A 26042-nucleotide genomic window follows, 5' to 3' on the forward strand; every position below is an offset into this window, starting at 1 on the left:
CGTGTGCCTATGGCGACTGCGTCGATCGCAAGCGTGACACCTGCTCCGGCATCGGCCGACGAGGCCGAGTCGTGGGTTCGCGGGGAACTCATCCGCAGCCTGATGCGCTCGGCGCGCGGCTCCTACCTCGTCTCGGCGGCGCTCATGCCCGCCATGGTCGGCCTCAGCTGGGGCCACGTGGCCCGCTGGGAGCTGCTGACCTGGCTGGCGGCCGGCATCATCGCCACCGCTTGCCGGGCCTGGGGCGCGCGCGTGTATGCCGTGCGCTATGCCGGGCGCAGCGCGGTCGCGCAGCAGCAGTTCACCGACCGCTACGGCTTCGTGTGGAGCACCAGCGCGGTGGTGTGGGGCTGTTCGGTGCTGCTGTTCTTCGAGCGCACGCCGCAGGTCAATCAGTTCATGAGCTGGCTCATCGTGGCCGGCGTGGGCACCTTCCCGCTCAACGGGCTGGCGTTGCACCCGCCGCTGCTCAAGCGCTACGTCAACACGCTGTTCATCACCATGCTCGGCGCGGTGCTGGTGCGCCTGGCGGCCGTCACGTTGCAGCAACCGCAGTTCCAGTACGGCTACCTCCTGCCGCTGCTGCCGATACTGCACTGGTTCCTGCTGCTGCGCGCCGGCCGCAACATCCATGAGACGGCGCGCAACAGCCTGGAGCTGCTGTTCCACAACCACATCCTGATCAAGTCGCTCACGCAGCAGCGGCAGGCGGCGGTGTCGGCCGTGGCCATGAAGAACCGCTTCCTGGCCAGCGCCGCACACGACATGCGCCAGCCTGTGCTGGCGCTGTCGCTGTACGCCGACTGGCTGCGCAACGAGCCCGAACTGGTGCTCGAGCTCGCGCCGAAGATCGTGCGCGCCACCCATGCGGTGAACGCGCTCTTCGATTCCATGTTCGACCTGGCGCGCATCGACGCGGGCCAGGTGCGGCTGCACATCGAGCGCGTCGATGTGGCTGAGCTGCTGCACGACCTGGAGCTGCAGTACCGCCCGGTGGCCGAGAGCCGGGGCCTGGACTTCCGCGTGCACGTGACCGAGGGCTCGTTCCTCACCGACCCGATCCGCGTGCGCCGCATGATCGGCAACCTGCTCGCCAACGCCATCAAGTACACGACCGAAGGCGGCGTGCTGCTGACCGCACGCCGCGGCGCCGACGGCATGCGCGTGGAGGTGTGGGACACCGGCATCGGCATCGCGCCGGAGCACCTGCGCGACGTGTTCCTGGAGTTCTACAAGGTCGCCGACCACGCCGGCACCTCCGACGGTTTCGGCCTCGGCCTGGCCATCGTTGCGCGGCTGTCGCACGTGCTGGGCCACCCGGTCAGCGTGCGTTCGCGCCTGGGCAGCGGCAGCGTGTTCCGCGTGGCGCTGCACGATGCGGACGAAGCGGTGGCGCAGGCGCGGGTGAGTGCGTCGGGCGGCTGATCGGTGGTTGTTGCAATTGCACCGCCCATGAAAAAACCGCGCACGAGGCGCGGTTCCTGATCAAGCCAGCAGCTTTGCGGGATCAGCCCGAGAGCAGCCCATTGGTACGTGCGTAGTGCAGCGCCTGCGTGCGGCTCTTCACGCCCAGACGGCGGAACAGTCGCCACAGGTGCACCTTCACCGTGTGTTCGCTGATCTCCAGGTCGGTCGCGATGTCGCGGTTGCTCATGCCCTTGTCGAGCATGGCGATCAACTGGGTCTGGCGCTTGGAGAGCTTGCCGCTGTTGGCGGCGGGCATTTCCTCGGTGTCGTCTTCCGAGCCGGCCATCAGCAGGCCGCGCAGGGCGGCTGCCAGCTCGTTGGAACTGGCCGACTTCTCGATGTAGGTGTCGGCACCGGCCTCGATGCAGGCGTCTTCCATGTCGGCAGCCGGGGCCGCCGAGTACACGGCGATCGGCACGTTCGGGTAGACCTGCTTGACCGCGATCACGCCCGAGACGCCATTGGTGTCCGGCAGCTTCAGGTCCAGGCAGAAAAGGGTGGGCGCGCCGCGCTGCTGGACCGAACTGGCGAGCTTGTCGAGCCGCTCGAGCTCGACGATGTTCTCGGCGGGGCGCAGGCGTCGCAGGACCATCACGATCGCGTCGCGCATCAGGGGGTGGTCGTCGATGACATAAATGCTCATGTTTTCTTCCTTTGTGATCGCACCGTCTTCTCTCTTGTCGCGCCCGCCGGTAGATGGCCCGCGGGTCGTTGCTGGATCAATGTCCCTGGGTGGTGGACGTTGCCTCCGCCAGTGCCTCCAGCGCCTCGGTGGCGGCGCGAGCCTGTTGCGCGTCGACCGGTTCGAGCTGCGCGGCCAATGCCGTGAGCGCCGCGCCGCGTTGCGCCTGCAAGTCGGCGATGGTACGGCCCGCTTCCTGCGGCGACGCGAATCCACGGCTTTGCAAAAGGGTTTCGCCGCGCGCATCGAGCAGCTTGAAATAGAAAAGGCCGTCGGCCTTCTCGCGGTATTGCTTGAAGCTGGGCTTTGCCACCTTGGCGGCCTTGGCGCCGGCACTGTCGCGGCCCGCGGCGAGGTTGCGCAGGCCGACCGCGTGGCGCAGCGAGGTCATGAAGGGGCGCGACAGCCGGCGCGCCTTCTCGGCGCCCAGCAGCAGGATGCGCTCGATCTCGGCGGGGTCGTTCATCAGCGCCTCGTAGCGCGCGCGCAGCGGCGCCACTTCGCGGTCGATGCGCTCGAACAGCACCTGCTTGGCGTCGCCCCAGGCGATGCCGTCGGCGAACGCCTTGCGCAGTGCCTCGGTTTCCTCGGCGCTGGCGAAGGCCTGGTAGATCTGGAACAGGGCCGAGCCCTCGGTGTCCTTGGGCTCGCCGGGCGCGCGCGAGTCGGTGACGATGCTGGCAATCTGCTTTTGCAGCTGCGCGCGCGGCGCGAACAGCGGGATCGTGTTGTTGTAGCTCTTGCTCATCTTGCGGCCGTCCAGGCCGGGCAAGGTGGCGACCGCATCGTCGATCTCGGCGTCGGGCAGCGTGAAGTGCTCGCCGTACTGGTGGTTGAAGCGCTGCGCCATGTCGCGCGCCATCTCGATGTGCTGCACCTGGTCGCGGCCCACGGGCACCTTGTGGGCGTTGAACATGAGGATGTCGGCGCCCATGAGCACCGGGTACATGAACAGGCCGGCCGTGACGTCGGCGTCGGGCTCTTCACCCTTGGCGATGTTCTTGTCGAGCTGGGCCTTGTAGGCGTGGGCGCGGTTGAGCACGCCCTTGCCGGTGACGCAGGTCAGGAACCAGGTGAGCTCGGTGATCTCGGCGATGTCCGACTGGCGATAGAACGTGACGCGTTCGGGGTCGAGCCCGCAGGCCAGCCAGCTGGCAGCGATCTCGAGCGTGGAGCGCTGGATGAGCGCGGGCTCCTGCACCTTGATGAGCGCGTGGTAGTCGGCCAGGAAGAAGTAGCTCTCGACGCCGGCCGCGACGCTCTGGCGCACCGAGTGGCGGATGGAGCCGACGTAGTTGCCGAGGTGGGGCGTGCCCGACGGCGTGATGCCGGTCAGGACGCGCAGGGGAGCGGGGGAAAACGAAGCCATGGGACGAAAGAGAAGACTTAGAGCAGCATTGCCTTGAGCGGCGTGATGAGAAGGTTGACCACGAAGTAGCCGGCATCCATCAGCGGGCGCAGCCAGTAGTTGCTGACGATGCCGGCAAGCACCAGCGCCATCACGATGAAGAAACCATAGGGCTCGATGCGCGCCAGGAAGTTTTGCGCCGGGCCGCTGGGCAGCAGGCCGGCGAGCACGCGGCCGCCGTCGAGCGGGGGCAGTGGGAACAGGTTGAAGGCCCACATGACGAGGTTGACCAGCACGCCGCCCTGCGCCATCTTGATGAAAAAGGTTTCACTGACGCCGGCCGCGACGATCACGATCAGCAGCACGGCCCACAGGATGGCCTGGATGAAATTCGACGCCGGGCCCGCGAGCGCAACCCACACCATGTCGCGCTTGGGGTGGCGCAGGCGATTGAAGTTGACCGGCACCGGCTTGGCGTAGCCGAACAGGAAGGCGCCCGAGGTCGCGAAGTACAGCATCAGCGGCATCAGGATGGTCCCGATGGGGTCGATGTGCTTCATGGGATTGAGCGTCACGCGGCCCATCACGGCGGCGGTGTTGTCCCCGAAGTGGCGCGCCACGTAGCCGTGCGCCGCTTCGTGCACGGTGATCGCGAAGATCACCGGCAGTGCGTAAATCAGGACCGTCTGTATCAGATTGGAAATATCCACTGCGCGATTGTGTCAGAGAGGAATGGGGCGGCTGAGCCGTTTGTCAGAGGCCAAGCACCGCGAGTGCACCCCGGCCCTGGCGCACCACGACCGGGTCGTCGCCCGTGCCCATCGGCGTGAGGTCGACCACGGTGGTCGGCTGCGAAGGGCAGGCACCGGCATCGATGACGGCACTGATCTGCTTCTCGAAGCGGTCGCGGATTTCCTGCGCGTCGTTCAGCGCCTCGGTCTCGCCGGGCGCGATGAGGGTGGTGGCCAGCAGCGGTGCGCCGTGCAGCGCCAGCAGCGCCAGCAGCGCGTTGTGGTCGGGCACGCGCAGGCCGATGGTCTTGCGCTGCGGATGGCTCACGCGGCGCGGCACTTCCTTGGTGGCTTCGAGCAGGAAGGTGTAGGGCCCGGGCGTGGCGGCCTTCAGCAGGCGGTACTGCTTGTTGTCGACGCGTGCGTAGTTGGCCAGCTCGCTCAGGTCACGGCACAGCAGCGTGAGGTGGTGCTTGTCGTCGACCTGGCGGATGCGGCGCAGCTGGTCGACCGCGTCCTTGTCGTCCAGGTGGCAGGCCAGCGCGTAGCTGGAGTCGGTGGGCACCGCCACGATCTCGCCGCGGCCGAGCAGCGCAACGGCCTGCTTCAAGAGGCGCTGCTGGGGGTTCTCGGGGTGGACTTCGAAGTACTGGGCCATGATTACCTGGAGAAAGGGTTGAACATACACGGCCTCGATACGGTCGAGAACCGAGCGCCGCCGGGCCGCCCCAAGGCGCGAGCGGCCCCCGCGGGGGGCAGCGAGGACACGAAGTGCCGAGCGTGGGGGCTCATGACTCCGCAGGCTCGATCGGCACACGCCGCTCGCGCACGGTGAGCCACGCGCCGGCGGCGCCGCACACGGCGATCATCGCCATGCCGATCAGCGAGAAGCGGTCGGGCACGTGGGAAAAGATGAGCCAGCCGCCCAGCATCGCAAAGGCGATCTGCGCGTACAGGTACGGGGTGAGGGTGGACGCAGGCGCGCGCTGGTAGGCCAGGATCAGCATGAAGTGGCCCACCGTGCCCATGAAACCCATGAGGCACAGCAGCGCCCACCATTCCCACGAGGGCAGGGCGGTCCAGGCGAAAGGCACGGCCACAGAGGCCAGCAGCGTGCCGACCCATCCCGTGTAGAAGTGCATGGTCAGCGGGTTCTCGGTCTGCGCGAGCTTGCTGGTGAGCACCTGGAACCAGGCGTTGGTCAGCACCAGCCCCAGCGGCAGCAGCACGGCCCAGCTGAAGCTGCCGCCGCCCGGGCGCAGGATGACCAGCGTGCCGATGAAGCCGCCGGCCACCAGCGTCCAGCGCAGCGGCGACACCTGCTCCTTGAGCGTGGTGGCGGCCAGCAGCGTGATCACCAGGGGCGCGATCAGCACGATCGACGTGAACTCGGCCAGCGGCATGTAGCGCAGGCTCAGGAAGGCAAAGAGGCTCGAACCCAGCAGCAGCGCCCCGCGCAGCGCCTGGTAGCGCGGGTGCTGCGTGCGCAGCAGGGCCGTGCCGCGCAGCGGTAGCAGCACCAGCGTGGTGGCGACTGCCTGGAAGGCGTAGCGGAACCACACGCCCATGAGCACGGGCACGGCGAGCGTGGAGTACTTGGTGGCGGTGTCGAGCGTGGCGAAGCAGGCCACCGCCAGGATGACCAGGCCGATGCCCGCGAGGATGCGTTCGGATTCGGTGCGGCGGCTGGCTTGCGCTGCGGCGCGTGCCTGGGCCAGCGCGGCGCTGGCCGCGTTGTCGGTGCCGGGCCCGGGGCTCTGGCTCACTGCTGGATGCGGTGGCCGAGCAGTTCCCACACCGGCGTGAGGGCGCCGGGCAACGGTGGCAGCTTGCCGAGATCGCAGTGGCTCTCGTCGGGGCTGTGGAAATCGCTGCCGCGCGAGGCGGCGAAATCGAACTCGAGCGCCTTGTCGGCGTACTCGACGAACTCGGCCGGTGTGTGGCTGCCCGTGACGACCTCGATCGCCTGGCCGCCGTGCGCCTTGAATTCGAGGAACAGCGCGTACTCCTCGTTGGCCGTGAACTTGTAGCGGCCCGGGTGCGCGATCACGGCCATGCCCTTGGCGGCGGTGATCCAGTGCACGGCGTCCTTCAGCGAGGCCCAGCGGTGCGGCACGTAGCCCGGCTTGCCTTCGGTGAGGAACTTGCGGAACACCTCGGGGGTGTCGCGGCAGTGGCCCTGCTCGACCAGGAAGCGCGCAAAGTGCGTGCGCGAAATCAGTTCGGGGTTGCCGACGAACTTGAGCGCGCCTTCGTAGGCGCCGTGGATGCCGACCTTGGCCAGCCCCTCGGACATTTCCTGCGCGCGCTTGCCGCGGCCGCCGCGCGTGTCGTACAGGCCTTGCGTCATGGCAGCGTCGTCGGGGTCGAAACCCAGGCCGACGATGTGCACGGTCTCGTTCGCGAAGGTCACCGAGATCTCGGTGCCGGTGAGGTAGCGCATGCCGTTCTGGCGTGCGGCCGCAGCGGCGCGGTGCTGGCCGCCGACCTCGTCGTGGTCGGTGAGGGCCCAGAGCTCGACCCCGTTGGCGGCGGCGCGGGCGGCCAGTTCTTCGGGCGTCAATGTGCCGTCGGAGACCACGGAGTGGCAGTGAAGATCGGCATTGAGAATGGAGGACACCCCGCCATTCTAGGGGGTCTGGAATATTGACGCGGGCGCATGGATGCTGTCGAAGATGCTACTAAATAAATAGCATTAATGCGCCGGTGCATGCGGGGCGCGTGGCTCAGCGCTTCTTGCGGAAAGCCGTCCATGCGGCCACCGCGGTGAACGTGGCCACGATCGCCACCACGATCCAGAACCCGTGCTTGTGCTCCGCCAGCGGAATGCCGCCCACGTTCATGCCGAACAGGCCGGCCAGGATGTTGATCGGCAGCGCCAGCACCGTGACCACCGTCAGCACGAACAGGCTGCGGTTGTTGTCCTCGTTGACGTTGGCGGCGATTTCTTCCTGCAGCAGCTTGATGCGCTCCTGCAGCGCCTGCATGTCGCGCAGCACCACCGAGAACTCCTCGGTCGAGCCGCGCAGCTCCTGCACGTCGGGCTCGGCCATCCACGCTGGCGGGCCCTGCAGCAGGCGGAACAGCGCGGCCGGCTCGGGCGCCAGCAGCCGCTGCAGCCGCACCAGCAGCCGGCGCAGCACACCCAGCCGCGCGCGCTTGTGGTCCAGGCGGCCAGCCAGCAGTTCGTCCTCGATGCGGTCGATGCGCGAGGTGACGCCGCGCACGATCTTCACCAGCACGTCGGCCTGCGCGCGCAGCAGGTGCTCCAGCAGCTCGGTGCTGGAGCGCGGCGCCTCGCCCGCCTTCACGGCCGTGCGCAGCGCATCGACCGAGCGCAGCGGCTTGGTGCGCGCCGTGACCACGAGGCGCGGGCCCACGCTGATCCACAGCGTGGAGATGTCCGAGGGCTCGAAGCTGAACTCGAAGTGCACGTCGTTGATGACTGCGATCAGCGAATCGTCGGCGCGCTCGATGCGCGTGGAGGGCAGGCCTTCGTGCAGCGTCTCGTAGAAGGTGTCCGACAGCGCCGCGTGCCGCACGAGCCAGCGTTCGGCATGCGCATGGCTCAGGTTGAAATGCAGCCACACGTAGGCGCCGCTGTTGCCAGGTCTGCCCGCATCTGCCAGCCACGAGGCGGCCTGCGCCGAATCGATCGCCCGCGCGGGCTCCGGCGCCGCGGCGTCGAACAGATAGCCGCAGATCAGCCCGGCTTCGTCGCCACCATAGGACTGCGCGGCGAGGTCATGAAATACCGACAAGGTGCGTGGTCAGAAAGGACGTGTGAACAGGCGGCCGCCCGGTCGGCGGGCTGCCAGCGTGCCCCGGATGGTGTTCGCGCCATGTGACAACGGCGTGTCGGCTGACAGAAATCAGCCGCAAAACCGTCACGCCGCCGTCATGCAGCGGGTGCAGCATGCTTTTTGTCTACCCGCCACTCTTGCCCCTTTTCATCATGCTGACGAGCGCACTTCCCGACCACGAAGACCTGATGCAACGCATCGCCCGCGACCTGATCGACAGCTACGACGAAGAGCTCGAGCTGGAAATCGAAGATCGCAACCTCGACGGACTCGACCCCGCCGCGGCGGCCTCATCCGTCTCCGACAAGGCGGCGCGCCAGGCGTACTTCAAGGAACTCTTTCGCCTGCAGGGCGAGTTGGTCAAGCTGCAGGACTGGGTGCAGCACAGCAAGCAGAAGGTGGTCATTCTTTTCGAAGGCCGCGACGCGGCGGGCAAGGGCGGTGTCATCAAGCGCATCACCCAGCGCCTGAATCCGCGCGTGGCCCGCGTGGCCGCGCTGCCCGCGCCCAACGACCGCGAACGCACGCAGTGGTACTTCCAGCGCTACGTGGCACACCTGCCGGCCGCCGGCGAGATCGTGCTGTTCGATCGCAGCTGGTACAACCGCGCCGGCGTCGAGCGCGTGATGGGCTTTTGCAGCGACGACGAGTACGAGGAGTTCTTCCGCACCGTGCCCGAGTTCGAGAAGATGCTCGTGCGCTCGGGCATCAAGGTCATCAAGTACTGGTTCTCCATCACCGACGACGAGCAGCACATGCGCTTCCTGGGCCGCATCCACGACCCGCTCAAGCAGTGGAAGCTCAGCCCCATGGACCTCGAGAGCCGCCGCCGCTGGGAGGAATACACCAAGGCGAAAGAGATCATGCTGGAGCGCACCCACATCCCCGAGGCGCCGTGGTGGGTGGTGCAGGCCGTCGACAAGAAGAAGGCGCGCCTGAACTGCATCAGCCACCTGCTGGGCCAGCTGCCCTACCAGGAAGTGGCGCATCCGCCGGTCGAGCTGCCGGCGCGCGAGCGGCACGACGACTACCTGCGCCAGCCCGTGCCCGCCGACATGATCGTTCCGGAGATCTACTGAGGGTTCAGCGGCCGCTTGAGTCAGTTGGCCGCCCGGCGCTTTTGCCTGCACACTGCGCCATGGCCCGTCGCTCCACCGCTTCTTTCTTCGCCCGTGCCTACGAGCGCAACCTGAAGGCGCTCACCAAGCTCACGCTGAGCAACGGCAAGCGCGTGGCCGGCCAGGTGCAACGCGCGACCGCCAAGCGGCTCAAGCCGCCGCCCGGCAAGGGCGACTGGCTCAGCGGCATGGCGATGGGCGCGGGTGGGGCGCGCGGCTATCACCTGTTCCGTCCGGCCGACCTGGTGCTGCAGCCCGGCGAGAAACTCCCGCTCATGGTCATGCTGCACGGCTGCGGCCAGACCGGTCGCGACTTCGCCGCCAGCACGCGCATGAACGCGCTCGCGGTGCGCCAGCGCTTTCTCGTGCTCTACCCCGAGCAGGACCGCATCGCCCATCCGCAGGGCTGCTGGAACTGGTACGAGCGCCGCTCCGGCAAGGCCGACGCCGAGGCCGCCACGCTGATGGCCGCCGTCGACCAGGCCTGCATGCTGTACCCCGTGGACCGCGACCGCGTGGCCGTGGCCGGCCTGTCGGCGGGCGCGAGCATGGCGGCGCTGCTGGCCACGCGCTATGCGAACCGCTTTCGCGCCGTGGTCATGCACTCGGGCGTGGCGCCCGGCGCCGCGAAGTCATCGGCCACCGCGCTCGGCGCCATGCGCGGCCAGCACGTGCCGCCGATGCCCGTCACCGCGGTCGGCAAGGCCATGGGCGCGGCGGCCGTCTTCACGACGCTGCCGCCGATGCTGGTGCTGCACGGCGACGCGGACGCGGTGGTGGCGCCCAGCAACGCCATGAGCAGCGCGGCCGTCTGGGCCACCGCCGTGGGCGCGCACGCCGGCATGGCGCGCGACCTGCAACGCGGCCAGCGCCGCGCCATGCGCGTGACCGACTTCAAGCGCCAGGGCCGCACCCTGGTCACGCTGTGCGAGATCGCGGGGCTCGGCCACTCGTGGAGCGGCGGGGCGCGCGGGCAGCTGTTCAGCGACCCGCTCGGGCCCGATGCCACGCGCATGACCTGGGCCTTCGCGTCCGCGCAGTTCGACAAGCGCTGAACGCGCGGCGCCCTGCGCGCATGACCTCGCAGGTCATTGCCGCGATGCCGGCCGGTGCCGACAGTGGGGTCATGACCTCGTCGAACCCCGCCGCTTCTGCCTCATCGATCACGTCCGCCACACCGGGCCCGCTGGGCCTGTGGGTCATGCTCAGCGGCACCTTCCTGGTGGTGCTCGATTTCTTCATCGTCAACGTCGCGCTGCCGTCCATGCAGCACGACCTGCAGGCCAGCGCGGGCACGCTGCAGCTGGTGGTGGCGGGCTACGGCCTGGCCACCGCCGCGGGCCTGGTCACGGGCGGCCGGCTGGGCGACCTGTTCGGGCGGCGCCGCATGTTCATGCTCGGCCTGCTGCTGTTCACGCTCGCCTCGGCCGCCTGCGGCGTGGCGCCGAACGCCGAACTTCTCGTGGCCGCGCGCGTTCTGCAGGGACTGGCCGGGGCGCTGCTGCAACCGCAGGTGCTCGCGATGATCGGCCTGGCCTACGCAGGCGAAGACCGGGCGCGCGCCTTCGCCGCCTACGGACTCACGCTGGGCCTGGGCGCCACGCTGGGGCAGCTGGTGGGCGGGGTGTTGATCCATGCCGACCTGGCAGGACTTGGCTGGCGCAGCTGCTTCCTCATCAACGTGCCGATCGGCCTGCTCGCGGTGGTGCTTGCGCCGCGCGTGGTGCCGCCGCTGGCACAAGGGAGCGGCGGCAGCCGGCTCGACCTGGCCGGCGTGGCGCTCGTCGCGGCAGGCTCTGTCGCCGTGGTGCTGCCCCTGGTCGAGGGGCGCCAGCAGGGCTGGCCGCTGTGGAGCTGGCTGTGCCTGGCCGCCGCCGTGCCGCTGTGGGGCCTCTTCGCAAGGCAGCAGCGCCGGCTCGCGGCACGCGGCGGTGCGCCGCTCGTGGCGCCGGTGCTGCTCGCCAACCGCCGCTTCGTGACCGGGCTGCTCACCACGCTGGCCTTCTATGCGGGCAACGCCTCGTTCTACTTCGTGCTCGCGCTGTACCTGCAACAGGGGCTGGCGCTGGGCCCGCTCAGCTCGGGCATCGTCTTCACCGCGCTCGCCGTCGGCTTCTTCGCGACCTCGATGGCCGGCGCCCGCATTGCCCGCCGCTTCGGCGGCACGCCACCGATCGCACTCGGCGCTCTCGTGCTCGCGGCGGGCCACGCGCTGCAGTGCGCCAACGTCGCCGGCTGGTTGGGCCACGCGCATGTCGTGGCGTGGATGGTGCCGCTGCTGTTCGTGCAGGGCGCGGGGCTCGGCATGGTGATGGCGCCGCTGGTGTCCACCGTGCTGGCCGGCCTGCCGCCGCAGCACGCGGGCGTGGCCTCGGGTGTGCTGTCGATGGTGCAGCAGGCGGGCAATGCGCTGGGGGTGGCGTTGATCGGGATCGTGTTCTATGGCCAGCTGGGGCGTTCGGACGACCACACCGCCGCGTTCGGCATGGCACTGGTCTACCTGCTGGGGTCGGCGCTGCTCGTGGCGGCGCTGCACCGGCGGGGCCGCCGCATCGCATAGCCGGGCGGCCGTGCCAAACTCCCGGCAGACCTTTGCAGGATCGACATGGCCACCGAGCTTCAAGAACTGACCCAGGCCTTGCGCGACTTCGCGCAGGCCCGCGACTGGGAGCAATTCCATTCCCCCAAGAACCTTGCCGCCGCGCTGTCGGTCGAGGCTGCCGAGCTGCTTGAGCACTTCCAGTGGCTCACCGAAGCACAGAGCCGGGCCTTGCCTGACGACAAGCGTGCCGAGATCGGCACCGAGATCGCGGACGTCCTGCTCTACCTGCTGCAGCTCGCCGACAAGCTCGGCATCGACCCGGCGGAGGCCGCGAGACACAAGATGCTTGCCAACGCCGTGAAGTATCCAGCCCCGCCCCCCGCCTGAGTACCTCCGTGTACGCCACCCGGCGTATTTCCCCTTTGTGGTGCGTTCCGCAGACTCCCCTCCATCGCCAGCCTCGCGCTGTCGACAAGGTTCAACCCACCCGGAGCAGGAGTCCACATGCAACGTCGTTTCACCCTCAAGGCGCTCACCGCCGCCGTCGCGCTGGCCAGCATTTCTGCTGCGCCCGCATTCGCTGCCGACACCATCAAGGTCGGCGTGCTGCACTCGCTGTCGGGCACGATGGCCATCTCGGAAACCGTGTTGAAGGACACGGTGCTGATGGCCATCGACGACATCAACAAGAAGGGCGGCGTGCTGGGCAAGCAGCTGGAGCCCGTGGTGGTCGATCCGGCCTCCAACTGGCCGCTGTTCGCTGAAAAGACCAAGCAGCTGCTCGGCCAGGACAAGGTCTCGGTGATCTTCGGCTGCTGGACCTCGGTGTCGCGCAAGTCGGTGCTGCCAGTGGTCGAGGAAATGAACGGCCTGCTGTTCTACCCCGTGCAGTACGAGGGTGAAGAGCTGTCGAAGAACGTGTTCTACACGGGCGCCGCGCCCAATCAACAGGCCATTCCGGCCGTCGACTACCTGATGAGCAAGGAAGGCGGCGGCGCCAAGCGCTGGGTGCTGCTGGGCACCGACTACGTGTACCCGCGCACCACCAACAAGATCCTGCGCGCCTACCTCAAGAGCAAGGGCGTGGCCGACAAGGACATCGACGAGAAGTACACCCCCTTCGGCCACAGCGACTACCAGACCATCGTCGCCGACATCAAGAAGTTCTCTTCGGGCGGCAAGACGGCGGTGGTCTCGACCATCAACGGCGACTCCAACGTGCCCTTCTACAAGGAACTGGGCAACGCAGGCCTGAAGGCCAAGGACGTGCCGGTGGTCGCCTTCTCGGTGGGCGAAGAAGAGCTGCGCGGCGTCGACACCAAGCCGCTGGTGGGCCATCTCGCCGCATGGAACTACTTCATGTCGATCAAGAACCCGACCAACACGGCGTTCATCAAGCAGTGGAGCGACTACGCCAAGGCCAAGAACATCGCCGGCCACAAGGACAAGCCGCTCACCAACGACCCGATGGAAGCCACCTGGATCGGCATCCACATGTGGAAGCAGGCCGTGGAGAAGGCCAAGTCGACCGACACCGACAAGGTGATCGCGGCGATGGCCGGCCAGACCTTCACGGCACCGTCGGGCATCGTCTCGAAGATGGACGAGAAGAATCACCACCTGCACAAGAGCGTGTTCATCGGCGAGATCAAGGCCGACGGCCAGTTCAGCGTGGTGTGGAAGACGCCGGGTCCTGTGAAGGCCAAGCCGTGGAGCCCGTACATCGAAGGCAACGACAAGAAGCCTGATTACCCCGCTGGCAAGTCGATGTAACTGGGCTCGCCCCCAGGCTTCGCGCACTTCGTGTCGCTACGCCAACCCCCTACGGAGGGCAACACCTGCGGCCCGGCAAAGCCGGTTCCGCGGTGTTCCCGAATGAGAGAAACGCTGTGCATCCACTATTGCGCTCCATCTGTTCCGGCGCGACGGCGCTGCTGCTCCTGGCGGCAGCGCCCGTCCACGCGCTGACCACCGACGAGGCCAAGGCCATCGCCTCGGGCGAGTCCGAAGCCCGCATCGCCGCGCTCAACACCGCCGTGCTCACCGCCGACGACAAGACCGCCGCCTTCATCCAGGCCATGGCCGACGATGCCGTGAAGTACACCGAAGACAAGGTCTTCGTGATGAAGGACGACAAGGGTTATGACCCCGTCACCGGCACCGAGCTGAAAGTGCCCGACACCGCCGAAGACGTCGTCAACAACAATCTCATGCGCGGCGCGCTCGATGCCGCGCAGGCCGCGCTCAAGCTCACGAGCAAAGACGACGCGGTGCGCGCCGAAGCGGCACAGGCCCTTTTCAAGGAGCCTGACGAATCGCGCATCCCCATGGTCGAGAAGGCGCTGGCCGCCGAGACCAACCCGAAGATCAAGGCGCAGCTCGAACTGGTGCGCGCCGCCAGCATGCTCACCAGCACCGACAAGGCCAAGCGCCTCATTGCCGCGAAAGAGCTGGGCAACAACCGCAACCCCGACACCAAGCTGTTGCTCAACCAGCGCCTGGCCGACGAAACCGAAGCCGACGTCAAGGCCGCCATCGTCGCGTCCATCGCCAGCATCGACGGCTCGCTGGTCTGGGGCGACCGCATCAACGCCGTGTTCAGCGGCATCAGCCTGGGCTCGGTGCTGCTGCTCGCCGCGTTGGGCCTGGCCATCACCTACGGACTGATGGGCGTCATCAACATGGCGCACGGCGAGTTGATGATGATCGGCGCCTACGCCACCTACGTGATGCAGGGCATCTTCCAGAAGTACATGCCCGAGGCGGCGTTCGGCCTGTACCTGGTGGCCGCCATTCCCGTGTCGTTCCTCGCATCGGCGCTGGTGGGCGCGGTGCTCGAACGCGGCGTCATCCGCTTCCTGTACGGCCGGCCGCTCGAAACGCTGCTCGCCACCTGGGGCATCAGCCTGATGCTGCAGCAATTGGTGCGCACGCTGTTCGGCGCGCAGAACGTCGGCGTCGAAAACCCAGGCTGGATGAGCGGCGGCTTCACGATGCTGAGCAACGTCACGCTGCCGTGGAACCGGATCTGCATCATCGTCTTCGCGGCGCTGGTGTTGCTTGCGATGGGCTGGCTCATCGGCAAGACGCGTCTGGGCCTGTTCGTGCGCGGCGTCACGCAGAACCGCCCGATCGCCTCGTGCATGGGCGTGAACACCGCGCGCATCGACACCTACGCCTTTGCGCTCGGCTCGGGCATCGCGGGGCTGGCGGGCTGCGCGCTGAGCCAGATCGGCAACGTCGGCCCCGACCTGGGCCAGAGCTACATCGTCGACAGCTTCATGGTGGTCGTGATGGGCGGCGTCGGCCAGCTCGCGGGCACCGTGTATGCGGCGCTGGGGCTGGGCATTCTCAACAAGTTCATCGAAGGCTGGGCGGGCGCGGTGCTCGCGAAGATTGCGGTGCTTGTCTTCATCATCATCTTCATCCAGAAGCGGCCACAAGGCATCTTCGCAATGAAAGGCCGGAGCGCAGAGGCATGAGCAAGGTCGTACTTCCCACCAAGGGGCCGCTGCTGAGCGGCAAGGGCTGGACGGCCTTCTTCGTCGCGCTGATCGTGGTGTGCGCGGTGGCGCCGGTGCTCAACATGTGGGTGCCGGCCGACAGCCCATTGCACATGAGCGACTACGCCGTGGCACTGGTCGGCAAGATCATGTGCTACGCCATCTGCGCGCTGGCCATGGACCTGATCTGGGGCTACACCGGCATCCTGTCGCTGGGCCACGGCCTGTTCTTCGCGCTCGGCGGCTACATGATGGGCATGTACCTCATGCGCCAGATCGGCCGCGACGGCAACTACAAGAGCGACCTGCCCGACTTCATGGTGTTCCTCGACTGGAAGGAACTGCCCTGGCACTGGACCTTCAGCGGCAGCTTCGGCATGACGCTGCTGCTGATCGTTGCGGTGCCCGGCCTCATCGCCTTCGTGTTCGGCTTCTTCGCGTTCCGCTCGCGGATCAAGGGCGTGTATTTCTCGATCATCACGCAGGCCATGACCTTCGCGGCCATGCTGCTGTTCTTCCGCAACGAGACAGGCTTCGGTGGCAACAACGGCTTCACCGACTTCAAGCGCATCCTGAACATTCCCATCGCCACGCAGGAGATGCGCATGACGCTCTTCGCGCTCACCGGCCTCACGCTGCTGGGCTTCTTCCTGTTCGCCAAGTGGCTCATCGGCAGCAAGTTCGGCCGCGTGCTGCAGGCCATTCGCGATGCCGAAACGCGCGTGATGTTCTCGGGCTACAACCCGCTGCCCTACAAGCTCACGATCTGGGTCATCTCCGCCGTCATGTGCGGCGTGGCCGGTGCGCTGTACGTGCCGCAGGTCGGCATCATCAACCCGGGCGAGATGAGCGCGGCCAACTCCATCGAGATCGCCGTATGGGCCGCGGTGGGCGGGCGCGCCACGCTGATCGGGCCGATCATCGGCGCCTTCATCGTGAACGGCGCGAAGAGCTGGCTCACCGTCGCGTACCCCGAGTACTGGCTCTACTTTCTCGGTGCGCTGTTCATTGCCGTCACGCTGTTCCTGCCGAACGGCATCGTGGGGCTGGTGAAGAAGTGGTTGTCCCGCGAGAAGACGGCGCTGGCCGAACCCCTGCAGGAAGCGCGACGCGCCATCGCCGCAGAGAAGGGCGTCGAGCCCGAGGCGCTCGTCGCGCTTCCCGTGGACGCGAAGGGAGCCCGCGCATGACGCCCGACCTGATGGACGCCGGCGCCGAGCGCGCCGCACGCGCGGCCGGCCTGCACATGGCCACGGGCCAGACCGAATCGGGCGGCCGCACCGCGGGCTTCAGCCGCATCGCCACGCCGGGCGAGGTCGACGTCACGCACGGCCGCATCCTGTACCTCGAAGACGTGAGCGTGAGCTTCGACGGCTTCAAGGCCATCAACAAGCTCTCGCTCGACATTGCGCCGGGCGAGCTGCGCTGCATCATCGGCCCCAACGGCGCGGGCAAGACCACGATGATGGACATCATCACCGGCAAGACCCGGCCCGATTCGGGCACCGTGTTCTTCGGCAGCACCATCGACCTCTTGCGCCACCGCGAGGCCGACATCGCCCAGTTGGGCATCGGCCGCAAGTTCCAGAAGCCGACGGTGTTCGAGCACCTCACCGTGTTCGAGAACCTCGAACTCGCGCTCAAGACCAACAAGGGTGTGCGCGCGTCGATGCTGTTCAAACTCGATTCGACGCAGAGCGATCGCCTGGCCGAAGTGCTGGAGACCATCCACCTGGCCGACAGTGTGTCGCGCCTGGCCGGCAACCTGAGCCATGGCCAGAAGCAGTGGCTCGAGATCGGCATGCTCCTCATGCAGGACCCGAAGCTGCTCTTGCTCGACGAGCCCGTGGCCGGCATGACCGACGAGGAAACGGCGCGCACTGCCGAACTCTTCCTCACGCTCAAGGGCAAGCATTCGCTGATGGTGGTGGAGCACGACATGAGCTTCATCCGCACCATCTCCGAGATCGTGACCGTGCTGTGCGACGGCTCCGTGCTGGCGCAAGGCACGCTCGACGAGGTGCAGGCCGACGAGCGCGTGATCGAGGTCTACCTGGGCCGCTGACGGAGGAACCGACGCCATGCTGACAGTCAAGAACATCCACCAGTACTACGGCGGCTCGCACATCCTGCGAGACGTGAGCTTCGAGGCGCATCTGGGCAAAGTCACCGTGCTGCTGGGCCGCAACGGCGTCGGCAAGACCACGCTGCTGAAATCGCTCATGGGCCTCGTACCCATCAAGAGCGGCAGCATCGAGCTCGAAGGCAAGCCGATCCACAAGGCCACGCCGTACGAGCGTGCCCGCGCGGGCATCGGCTTCGTGCCGCAGGGCCGCGAGATCTTCGCGCGGCTCACGGTCGAAGAGAACCTGCGCATGGGCCTGGCCTACAAGAGCGGCAGCACGCCCATTCCGGCGGAACTGTTCGAGTTGTTCCCGGTGCTCAAGCAGATGATCCACCGGCGCGGCGGCGACCTCTCGGGCGGGCAGCAACAGCAGTTGGCGATTGCCCGCGCGCTGGCGCCCAAGCCCAGGCTGCTGATCCTCGACGAGCCCACCGAGGGCATCCAGCCGAGCATCATCAAGGACATCGGCCGCGTCATCCGCATGCTCGCCGACCGCGGCGACATGGCCATCGTGCTGTGCGAGCAGTACTACGACTTCGCGCAGGAGCTGGCCGACGACTACCTCGTGATGGAGCGCGGCGAAGTCATTGCGCGCGGCCTGGGCAAGGACATGGAAGCGCAGGGCGTGCGGCAGCTGGTTGCGATCTGAACTGCAAGACGGTACCGATGCCGCGCACGAGCGCATCTTCACAATTTAGGGGTTTACCCTAGAATCGGGCCTTGCCCGCGCTCGCCGGGCACCCCCCAGGAGCCCGGCCTTGAACGCCTCACCGTCCGCCCGCGAAGGCGCGGAAACCACCGCCATTTCACCGTCCGTCTCGTCGGCGCAGTTCCTGCGCGCGGTGCTCGCATTGGGCGTCGGCGGCTTTGCCATCGGCACCGGCGAGTTCGTCATCATGGGCCTGCTGCCCGAGGTTGCGAAAGACATCGCCGTCACCATCCCGCAGGCCGGCCACGTCATCAGCGCCTATGCGCTGGGCGTGGTCATCGGCGCGCCCGTGCTCGCGGTGCTGGCCGCCGGCTGGGGCCGCCGCGCGCTGCTGATCGCACTGATGGCTGTGTTCGCGGCCGGCAACTTCGCCAGCGCGCTGGCGCCCGGCTACCTGTCGCTCAACCTGCTGCGCTTTGCCACCGGCCTGCCGCACGGCACCTACTTCGGCGTGGCCGCGCTCGTGGCCGCCACGCTCGCGCCGCCGGGGCGGCGGGCGAGGGCGGTGGGCCTCGTGATGCTGGGGCTCACGGGCGCCACGCTGGTGGGCGTGCCCATCGCGGCGTGGCTGGGCCAGCTGTTCGGCTGGCGCGCGGCCTTCGTGTTCGTGGGCGTCATCGCGCTCGTCGCCGTGGCGCTGCTGCGCCGCGACGTGCCCGACATTGCGCCCGCCGCCGGCGCCAGCCCCTGGCGCGAACTCGGCGCGCTCAAGCGCAAGCAGGTGTGGTTCACGCTGGGCATCGGCGCCATCGGCTTCGGCGGCATGTTCGCCGTGTTCAGCTACATCAAGCCCACGCTGATCGAAGTGGCCGGCCTGCCGCTGGGCGGCGTGCCCTTCGTGCTCGCGCTGTTCGGCCTGGGCATGGTCACCGGCAACCTCGTGGGTTCGCGGCTGGCCGACAAGTCGCTCATGCGCACCATCGGCGGCGTGCTCGTGTACGCGGCGCTGGTGCTCGCCAGCTTCACCTTCGCGGCGCACCACGTGGTGACGGCGGCCTTCACCGTGTTCCTGATCGGCACCACCGTCGCCATCGGCCCGGCCCTGCAGATCCGCCTGATGGACGTGGCCGGCGACGCGCAAACGCTCGCCGCCGCGCTCAACCACTCGGCCTTCAACATGGCCAACGCCCTCGGCGCCTGGCTCGGCGGCGTCGCCATCGCGGCCGGCCTGGGCTGGACGTCGACCGGCTGGGTCGGCGCGCTGCTGGCACTGGCGGGCGTGGGCATCTTCGCCTGGGCGCTGGCGAGCGCGCGTGCGGACGCGCGGCGGCCGGTGGACGTGGCTTGCGAAGGGTCGGCAAGCTGAGAGTGAGAGGCTGCTCTGCGGCGCAGATGCCGTCAGAGCGCCGAGCGCCGAGCGACGCGCCGGCCTGTTTCCCCGCAGGCCGCCAGGCGCGCCGCGCGCCTGAATCTCGCCCGCCTGCAGGAATGCGCGGCCGTGCCTATGATGACCGCCGCCCCCTACCTCCTACCTCTCCTACCCCTTGGAGCGCGCGCATGAGCATCCCCACCACCCGCCTGGGCCGCACCGGCCTCACTGTGTCCCGCCTGGCCCTGGGCACCATGACCTTCGGCCTGCAGACCGACGAGGCCGTGTCGTTCCAGATCCTCGACAAGGCCGCCGACGCCGGCATCAACTTCCTCGACACCGCCGACGTTTACCCGCTGGGCGGCACCGTCGAGACCACCGGGCGCACCGAAGAGATCATCGGCAACTGGCTCGAGAAGCAGGGCGCCGCGGGCCGTCGCCGCTTCGTGGTCGCGACCAAGGCCGTCAACAAGGTCGGCCCCAACCCCTGGGACCAGGGCGCCTCGCGCAAGCATCTGCTCGACGCCATCGATCTCTCGCTCAAGCGCCTGAAGACCGACCACGTCGACCTGTACCAGCTGCACATGGACGACCGCGAGACCCCGCTCGAAGAGAGCCTCGAAGCGCTCGACGTCATCGTGAAGTCGGGCCGCGCGCGCTACATCGGCGTGTCGAATTTCCTGGCCTACCGCCTGGCCCGTGCGCTGGGCAAGTCGGAGCTGCACCGATTCACGCGCTTCGTGTCGGTGCAGCCGCGCTACAGCCTGCTGTTCCGCGAGATCGAGCGCGAGCTGCTGCCGCTTGCGGGCGAAGAAGGCCTGGGCGTGATCCCCTACAACCCGCTGGCCGGCGGCCTGCTCACCGGCAAGTACAAGCCCGGTGCCAAGCCCGAGGAAAACACCCGCTTCACGCTCGGCACCGCTGGCGGCATGTACCAGGACCGCTACTGGAATGAGCGCAGCTTCCAGACGGTGACGCAGCTGCACGCGCTCGCTGACGAGGCCGGCGTGCCGCTGGCCACGCTCGCCGTCGCCTGGGTCATGGCCAACCCGCTCATCACCGCGCCGCTGCTGGGCGCCAGCCGCCCCGACCAGCTCGACGCCACCGTGGCCGCCGCCAGCTACGTGCTCGACCCCGCGCTCAAGCAGAAGCTCGACGCGCTCACGGCCGAGTACCGCAAGGGCGACGCGCCCCGCTGAGCGAACGGGCGCGTGCCGGCGCCCCGGATGGCCTGCGCCCCGTACGTGCTTGGGCCATGCGGGAGAATCGCGGCCGGCATGACGACTTCCCACACCCCCTTCCGGCGCGCCGCCCTGCGGCACCCGGCATCGACCGAACGGCGGCCCGCATGGCGCAGCTGATGTCGCTGCTGGTGCAGAACGCGATCCTGGTGGTGTTTGCCGCCAGTTTTGCCGCGCGCCTGGGCCTGCCCGTGCCGGCCGCGGCCGTGCTGGTCGTCACCGGCGCGCTGCTTGCGGCGGGCGATGTGTCGGTGGTCGGCGTGGTGCTGGCTGCCGTGGTCGCCAACCTGCTGGGCGACGGCGCATGGTTCTATGCCGGGCGCCGCTTCGGCTACCGCTTCATGCGGCTGCTGTGCCGCATCTCGCTGTCGCAAGACTCGTGCGTGCGCCGCGGCGAATCGCTCATTTCAGACTGGGGCGGCATGTCGCTCGTGGCCGCCAAGTTCGTGCCGGGCGTCTCCGTGGTGGCGCCGCCCATGGCCGGCGCACTCGGCATGTCGGTGCGGCGCTTCGTCGGCTTCGACATCGTCGCCGCGCTGGTCTGGACGGGCCTGTTCCTGGGCCTCGGCTGGCTCTTTCGCAACCAGATCCAGCAGGTGCTCGCCGTGCTGGCACAGGCCGGCGGCATCGCCACCGCCGCGCTGGGCGTGGTGCTGCTCGTGATGCTCGTCGTGCGCTACTGGCGCCGCCGCGCCTTTGCCAAGCTCACCGGCATGCCGCGCATCAGCGTCGACGAACTGTTCGACCTGATGAGCGGCGACGTGCCGCCGCTGGTGATCGACGTGCGCGGCGAAGCCGGCGTGCAGGTCGACCCGCGCCGCATTCCGGGCGCGCTGTCGTACACCCTCAAGGCGCTGCAGCAGCGCCAACTCGACCTGGCGATCGATCCGAATCGCGACGTGGTGCTGTACTGCAACTGCCCCAATGAAGTCTCGGCCGCGCAGGCCGCGCGCGTACTGCTGGCGCGCGGGGCGCGGCGGGCGCTGCCGCTCACGGGTGGGCTCGATGCGTGGGTGGCGTCGGGGCGCCCGACCAGCGTGCACTGAACGCACCAGGACGAACGAGGCACGCACCCCGCCGATGAACCTCCGCACCAAGATCGTCGCGCTGGCAGTCGCGCCCCTGCTGATCGCCCTGGTGCTCGTGGCCCTGGCCGTGCGCCACCAGGAGCACGACCTCGCCCAGCGCGAGCGGGCCCTCATCGAACGCAGCTACATGGCGCAGCGCCGCAGCGAGCTGCGCAGCTATGTCGAGCTGGCCGTGAGCAACCTGCTGCCGCTGTACGAATCGGGCCTGGACGACGAGGCCACGCGCACCGAGGCGCTGCGCCGCCTGGCCACGCTCAACTACGGCGACGACGGCTACTTCTTCGTCTACGACATGGACGGCAACTCGCTCATGCACTCGCGCCAGCCCGAGCTGGTCGGCCAGAACCTGTGGAACCTGCGCGATTCGCATGGCCGCTTCACCATCCAGGAGCTGATCAAGGGCTCGCGCGACAAGGGCGGCGCCTATGTCGAGTACGAATGGCGCAAGCCCTCGAGCGCGCAGATGGCGCCCAAGCTCGGCTACGTCACCGCGCTGCCGCGCTGGAACTGGATGGTCGGCACCGGCCTGTACCTGGACGACATCCAGTCGACCATGGACACGCTCGACCGGCAGATGAACGCCAACGTCACCGCCACGCTGCTGTGGATTGCCGGCATCGCCGCGCTGTGCCTGGGTGTGGTCAGCGCTGCGGGGCTGCTGCTCAACCTCAGTGAGCACCGCACGGCCGAAGCCAAGCTGCGCCTGCTCGCGCGCCGCGTGGTGCAGTCGCAGGAAGAAGAGCGCGGCTATCTGGCGCGTGAGCTGCATGACGGCACCAGCCAGACGCTGGTGTCGGCCAAGCTGCTGATCGAATCGGCCGTCGAGTCGCTCGACCGCGCGCACCAGCCGTCGCCACCTGCGCTCGGCAAGGCGCTGCAGCGGCTGAACGATTCGCTCACCGAGGTGCGCCGCATCTCGCACCGGCTGCGCCCCGCGCTGCTCGACACCCTGGGCCTGCCCGCCGCGCTGGAGCGCCTGGGCGCGGAGTTCGGCGAAGAAGGCGGCATCGACGCGTCGATCATGGTCGAGGGCGAGCCCTTCGAGCTGTCGCAAGAAGCCAAGACCGCGCTCTTTCGCGTCACGCAGGAAGCGTTGACCAATGTGCGCAAACACGCCCGTGCGCAGCAGGTGCACATCGCACTGGGCTTCGACGAAGAGGCCGTGCGCCTGGAGATCAGCGACGACGGCGTCGGCTTCAACGTCGAGGCCATGCAGCTCGACCCGCAGCGCGGTATCGGCCTGCGCAACATGCGCGAGCGCATGGAGTCCATCGAAGGCCGGCTGCGCATGCGCTCGGGCCGGGGCCACACCTCCATCGTGGCCGAAGTGCCCGCGCGGCGCGCAAAGCCAGAATAGCGGCCATGAATGAAGTCCCCGCCACCGCCGCTGCTGCCCCTGTGGTCGTGCGCCTGTTTTTGGTCGACGACCACCCGCTGGTGCGCGACGGCCTGCGCGCGCGCCTGGGCGCCATGCCTGGCCTGGAGATCGTGGGCGAGGCTGGCAGCGGGGCCGAGGCGCTGGCGCTCGTCGGCCCCGCGCAGCCGCACCTGGTGCTCATGGATGTCGGCATGAAGGACATGAACGGCATCGAGCTGGCGGCGCTGCTGCTGCAGCATCAGCACCAGCCCGCGCCGCACATCGTGATGCTCAGCATGTACGACAACCCCGAGTACGTGCAGAAGGCCCTGCAGGTCGGCGCGCGCGGCTACGTGTTGAAAGATGCGCCGGCTGCAGAGATCGTGGCCGCCATCGAGGCCGTGTCGGCGGGCGGTACCTTCCTGAGCCCGGCCGTGTCGAAGAAACTCTTTCGCAACCAGACGCCGCGCCCGCTGCTCACGCCGCGCGAGAGTGAAATCCTGAGCGCGCTCGGCCGTGGCGAATCGAGCAAGCAGATCGCGCGCGACCTCGGCCTGAGCGTGCGCACCGTGGAGGCGCACCGCCAGAGCATCAAGCGGCGCCTGGGCATCGAAGGGCAGGCGGAGCTCATCAAGTACGCGGTGGAACATGCGCGAGCGTTTGACGGGCAGGGGTGAGGTGCTGCGGATGTGGGGTGGCTTCCGCTTGTTCGAGACGCCGACCTTTCGTCATGGATAAATTCTTGCTGCAACAGCAGGTGCTGGAACGGCTCGCCGAAGACCTGCTGCAAGCCGAACAGGCAGTGCGGGCGGCCCATGAAACGGCGACTCACGAAGAAAACATCGCCGAAAACAAATACGACACATTGGGACTCGAAGCCGCCTACCTGGCCACCGGCCAAGCCCGGCGCGCCGAAGCCATACGCCAGGCGATGGCCCATTGGCGCCGATTCCGCCCGCGTCCCTACGACGCCAGCAAAGGCATACAGCTCGGCTCGCTGGTCTGCCTGGTCGATTCCGATGACAAGCAACAACAGCTCTTTCTCGGCCCGGATGGGGGCAGCATGAAGTTGGTCAGCGGCGCTGAGCTTGTTCAGGTCATCAGCAGCAAAGCCCCTTTGGCCAGGGCAATGCAGGGAAAGTGCGAAGGTGATGAGGTGTCGATACAGGACGCTCCAATCCGACAGCAGTTTGAGGTGCTGCGGGTTCTTTAAGCCGCAAGCAAGTTCACGCCGAATTGGCCAAGGTCAGCAGACGTGCAGGCGTCGTGAACGTACCGGCTGGTAGCAAGGCCAGCGGTACTCAAAACCGGCCACTGGGTCGAGATGACATGCGCACATGAATGACCGCCGCGTGGCCATGACCAGGCGCCAAGCAAACCAGGGTAGACAAGCCTCCATCCACAGCGAGATGAAATCGCGCAGCGATGGAGGCTCTGGTTGCTATCGAGTGGCAGTGGCCAGGGTGGCTGAACTCTGGAGTGCCGTGGGTTAGTAGGCACCCATGTAGTCGCGCTTGCCGATCTCGATACCGTTGTGACGCAAGATGGCATAGGTGGTGGTCACGTGGAAGAAAAACTGCGGCAGTCCATAGTGCAGAAGATATGCGCTGGCGGTCAGCTTCTTTTCCTTTGGAGTGCCGGGGCGCAATACGATCTCGCGGCTCTCGCTTGAATCAAATTGCTCAGACTTGAAGGAGCCGACATGAGCCAAAGCTTTGGCGATCAACGCTTGCAGGTCGGCGAAGCTGACCTCGGTGTCGGGCCAGGACGGCACCTCGGCCCCAGCCAGGCGCGAGGCAATGCCCTTGGAGAAGTCTGCGGCGATCTGTACCTGACGTACCAGCGGAAACATGTCGGGGAACAGCCGCGCCTGCAACAGCGCATTTGGATCGATATTTTTTTGCGTCGCTTGGTCTTCGGCCTTCTTGAGCACGTCGGACAGGGCGCGCAGCATCTGCTGCATGACGGAAACGGAGGCGTTGTACAGCGGGCTGGTCATGGTGAATTCACTTCAAAAATTGGACGCGATGGTCGGAGTTGGCGTGGCAGAGATACTGCCGACCATGCAAGGCTAACAGCATGGGGCGAACTGAATTGCCGCGGCTTTTGTGGCCAGATTTTCTTCCCGATCGTGGTTGGAGCAGCCGCGGTGAAGGGCAGTTCATTGGCAAAAATGCAGACGCCCGACAGGCCGTGATCGCTGCATTGCCGACGCAGCCGAACTGCGAAAAAGGGGGCTCATCGATCTCGTTTTGTTACCCTGAAAGCTGTAGCAGACCCAAGCCTCTCTTGATGTCCACCCTTCCCTCCAGCCCCGCCGCCGACCGCAACAAGCAACCCATCCTCGATGCCCTGACCCGCATCCTCGGTGAGCGCGGCACCGCACTTGAAATCGCCTCCGGCACAGGCCAACACGCCGCCTGGTTCGCCGCTGCCATGCCCGCATGGATCTGGCAGCCCACCGACGCAGACGCCCGCATGCTCCCCACAATGGCCAGTCGCGTCGAGCAAGCCGCGCTGCCCAATCTGCGCCCGCCGCTGTTGCTCGACGTGACGGCGCCGCAGTGGCCGTCGCAAGGCTCCACGTTCGCTCAAGAAGGCAAAGAAGAAGAAAAGTTCGACGCCATCTACTGCGCCAACATGCTGCACATCGCACCCTGGTCCACCTGTGCCGCGCTGATGGCCGGTGCCGCGCGGCATCTGCGGTCCGGCTCCGGTGTGCTGATCACCTACGGGCCTTACTTCGAAGACGAGGCACAGCACGGCCCGACCGCACCGAGCAACCTGGCGTTCGACGAAGACCTGCGCGCGCGCAATCCCGCCTGGGGTATCCGGCGCATTGAGGATGTGGTGGCCGAGGCGCGCCGTGTCGGCCTCGCGTTGCGTGAGCGGCACGCGATGCCTGCGAACAACCTGCTGTTGGTCTTCGGCTTCAACTGAGATGCGCGAAGGCGGCGTCGCCCGCCAAGGGGCTCTGCATGGCGATTCGGCTCACTCGCGCTAGAGTCGGCCCACGTCC

General features: G+C 67.6%; 25 protein-coding genes. 17 read left to right on the plus strand and 8 right to left on the minus strand.

The annotated features are described in order from the left end of the window. The first annotated feature begins 9 nt into the window (after positions 1-9). Entirely contained in the window at positions 10-1425 is a 1416-nt protein-coding gene (gene shkS, locus ASD34_RS14655) for a surface-behavior sensor histidine kinase ShkS (protein ID WP_056578677.1), read from the plus strand. Positions 1426-1507: 82 nt separating this feature from the next. Here shkS and ASD34_RS14660 read toward each other — a convergent pair whose 3' ends face one another. The 7 genes from ASD34_RS14660 to ASD34_RS14690 form a co-directional block, all read right to left on the minus strand. Next, on the minus strand, positions 1508-2110 hold the full coding sequence (locus tag ASD34_RS14660) for a LuxR C-terminal-related transcriptional regulator (RefSeq protein ID WP_056578680.1): 603 nt from the start codon (positions 2108-2110) through the stop codon (positions 1508-1510). A 76-nt stretch (positions 2111-2186) separates the two neighbouring features. Then, a complete protein-coding gene (locus ASD34_RS14665; protein ID WP_056578685.1) occupies positions 2187-3518 on the minus strand; it encodes a tryptophan--tRNA ligase in 1332 nt (443 codons plus the stop codon). Positions 3519-3535: 17 nt separating this feature from the next. Beyond that, entirely contained in the window at positions 3536-4207 is a 672-nt protein-coding gene (locus ASD34_RS14670) for a site-2 protease family protein (protein WP_056578688.1), read from the minus strand. 43 nt (positions 4208-4250) lie between these two features. After that, positions 4251-4886, minus strand: a complete 636-nt coding sequence (locus ASD34_RS14675) for an L-threonylcarbamoyladenylate synthase (protein WP_056578691.1) — start codon at positions 4884-4886, stop codon at positions 4251-4253. 130 nt (positions 4887-5016) lie between these two features. Continuing rightward, positions 5017-5994 carry a DMT family transporter gene (locus ASD34_RS14680; protein WP_056578694.1) on the minus strand — a complete coding sequence of 326 codons (978 nt, stop codon included), beginning with the start codon at positions 5992-5994 and terminating at the stop codon, positions 5017-5019. Then, positions 5991-6848 carry a 3',5'-nucleoside bisphosphate phosphatase gene (locus ASD34_RS14685; protein WP_056578697.1) on the minus strand — a complete coding sequence of 286 codons (858 nt, stop codon included), beginning with the start codon at positions 6846-6848 and terminating at the stop codon, positions 5991-5993. Before ASD34_RS14685 ends, ASD34_RS14680 begins: the two co-directional genes overlap by 4 nt. Before the next feature lie 106 nt (positions 6849-6954). Further along, entirely contained in the window at positions 6955-7989 is a 1035-nt protein-coding gene (locus tag ASD34_RS14690) for a transporter (protein WP_056578701.1), read from the minus strand. A gap of 194 nt (positions 7990-8183) precedes the next feature. Between ASD34_RS14690 and ppk2 the strand changes: the two genes are divergently transcribed. From ppk2 to ASD34_RS14765, 15 genes are all read left to right on the plus strand, one after another. After that, positions 8184-9110 carry a polyphosphate kinase 2 gene (gene ppk2 / locus ASD34_RS14695; RefSeq protein WP_200937613.1) on the plus strand — a complete coding sequence of 309 codons (927 nt, stop codon included), beginning with the start codon at positions 8184-8186 and terminating at the stop codon, positions 9108-9110. A gap of 59 nt (positions 9111-9169) precedes the next feature. Then, a complete protein-coding gene (locus tag ASD34_RS14700; RefSeq protein WP_056578703.1) occupies positions 9170-10204 on the plus strand; it encodes an alpha/beta hydrolase family esterase in 1035 nt (344 codons plus the stop codon). A 20-nt stretch (positions 10205-10224) separates the two neighbouring features. Next, positions 10225-11709, plus strand: a complete 1485-nt coding sequence (locus tag ASD34_RS14705) for an MFS transporter (RefSeq protein ID WP_235510074.1) — start codon at positions 10225-10227, stop codon at positions 11707-11709. Positions 11710-11754: 45 nt separating this feature from the next. Beyond that, positions 11755-12078, plus strand: coding sequence for a nucleotide pyrophosphohydrolase (locus tag ASD34_RS14710; RefSeq protein ID WP_056578706.1), 324 nt, complete (start codon positions 11755-11757; stop codon positions 12076-12078). A gap of 117 nt (positions 12079-12195) precedes the next feature. Beyond that, positions 12196-13464, plus strand: a complete 1269-nt coding sequence (urtA, locus tag ASD34_RS14715; RefSeq protein ID WP_056578709.1) for an urea ABC transporter substrate-binding protein — start codon at positions 12196-12198, stop codon at positions 13462-13464. Positions 13465-13625: 161 nt separating this feature from the next. After that, complete coding sequence (gene urtB, locus ASD34_RS14720; protein ID WP_056582373.1) at positions 13626-15173, plus strand: urea ABC transporter permease subunit UrtB; 1548 nt, start codon at positions 13626-13628, stop codon at positions 15171-15173. Beyond that, the gene (gene urtC / locus ASD34_RS14725) at positions 15170-16384 is read left to right on the plus strand and encodes an urea ABC transporter permease subunit UrtC (protein WP_056578712.1); all 1215 of its coding nucleotides are present in this window, start codon (positions 15170-15172) and stop codon (positions 16382-16384) included. Before urtB ends, urtC begins: the two co-directional genes overlap by 4 nt. Then, positions 16381-17259 (plus strand): urea ABC transporter ATP-binding protein UrtD, encoded by an 879-nt coding sequence (gene urtD / locus ASD34_RS14730; RefSeq protein WP_056578715.1) that lies wholly within the window; start codon positions 16381-16383, stop codon positions 17257-17259. Before urtC ends, urtD begins: the two co-directional genes overlap by 4 nt. Positions 17260-17275: 16 nt before the next feature. Further along, a complete protein-coding gene (gene urtE, locus ASD34_RS14735) occupies positions 17276-17968 on the plus strand; it encodes an urea ABC transporter ATP-binding subunit UrtE (RefSeq protein ID WP_056578718.1) in 693 nt (230 codons plus the stop codon). Positions 17969-18077: 109 nt separating this feature from the next. Next, a complete protein-coding gene (locus ASD34_RS14740; protein WP_056578721.1) occupies positions 18078-19334 on the plus strand; it encodes an MFS transporter in 1257 nt (418 codons plus the stop codon). A 191-nt stretch (positions 19335-19525) separates the two neighbouring features. After that, entirely contained in the window at positions 19526-20536 is a 1011-nt protein-coding gene (locus ASD34_RS14745; RefSeq protein WP_056578724.1) for an aldo/keto reductase, read from the plus strand. A 149-nt stretch (positions 20537-20685) separates the two neighbouring features. Then, positions 20686-21624: a VTT domain-containing protein gene (locus tag ASD34_RS14750; protein ID WP_056578727.1), complete on the plus strand. Its 939-nt coding sequence runs from the start codon at positions 20686-20688 to the stop codon at positions 21622-21624. A gap of 34 nt (positions 21625-21658) precedes the next feature. Beyond that, on the plus strand, positions 21659-23023 hold the full coding sequence (locus tag ASD34_RS14755; protein WP_157609689.1) for a cache domain-containing protein: 1365 nt from the start codon (positions 21659-21661) through the stop codon (positions 23021-23023). Positions 23024-23028: 5 nt separating this feature from the next. Next, entirely contained in the window at positions 23029-23700 is a 672-nt protein-coding gene (locus ASD34_RS14760) for a response regulator transcription factor (protein ID WP_056578732.1), read from the plus strand. 53 nt (positions 23701-23753) lie between these two features. After that, on the plus strand, positions 23754-24236 hold the full coding sequence (locus ASD34_RS14765) for a GreA/GreB family elongation factor (protein WP_056578735.1): 483 nt from the start codon (positions 23754-23756) through the stop codon (positions 24234-24236). Positions 24237-24512: 276 nt separating this feature from the next. On the opposite strand, the gene ASD34_RS14770 is transcribed toward ASD34_RS14765, so the two are convergent. Then, entirely contained in the window at positions 24513-25022 is a 510-nt protein-coding gene (locus tag ASD34_RS14770; protein WP_056578738.1) for a DUF1993 family protein, read from the minus strand. A gap of 293 nt (positions 25023-25315) precedes the next feature. Here ASD34_RS14770 and ASD34_RS14775 point away from each other — a divergent pair, with 293 nt between their 5' ends. Next, complete coding sequence (locus ASD34_RS14775; protein ID WP_056578741.1) at positions 25316-25963, plus strand: DUF938 domain-containing protein; 648 nt, start codon at positions 25316-25318, stop codon at positions 25961-25963. Positions 25964-26042 lie beyond the last annotated feature (79 nt).

Origin of the sequence: Variovorax sp. Root473, from assembly GCF_001426505.1 — a bacterium.
Lineage (GTDB): Bacteria > Pseudomonadota > Gammaproteobacteria > Burkholderiales > Burkholderiaceae_C > Variovorax.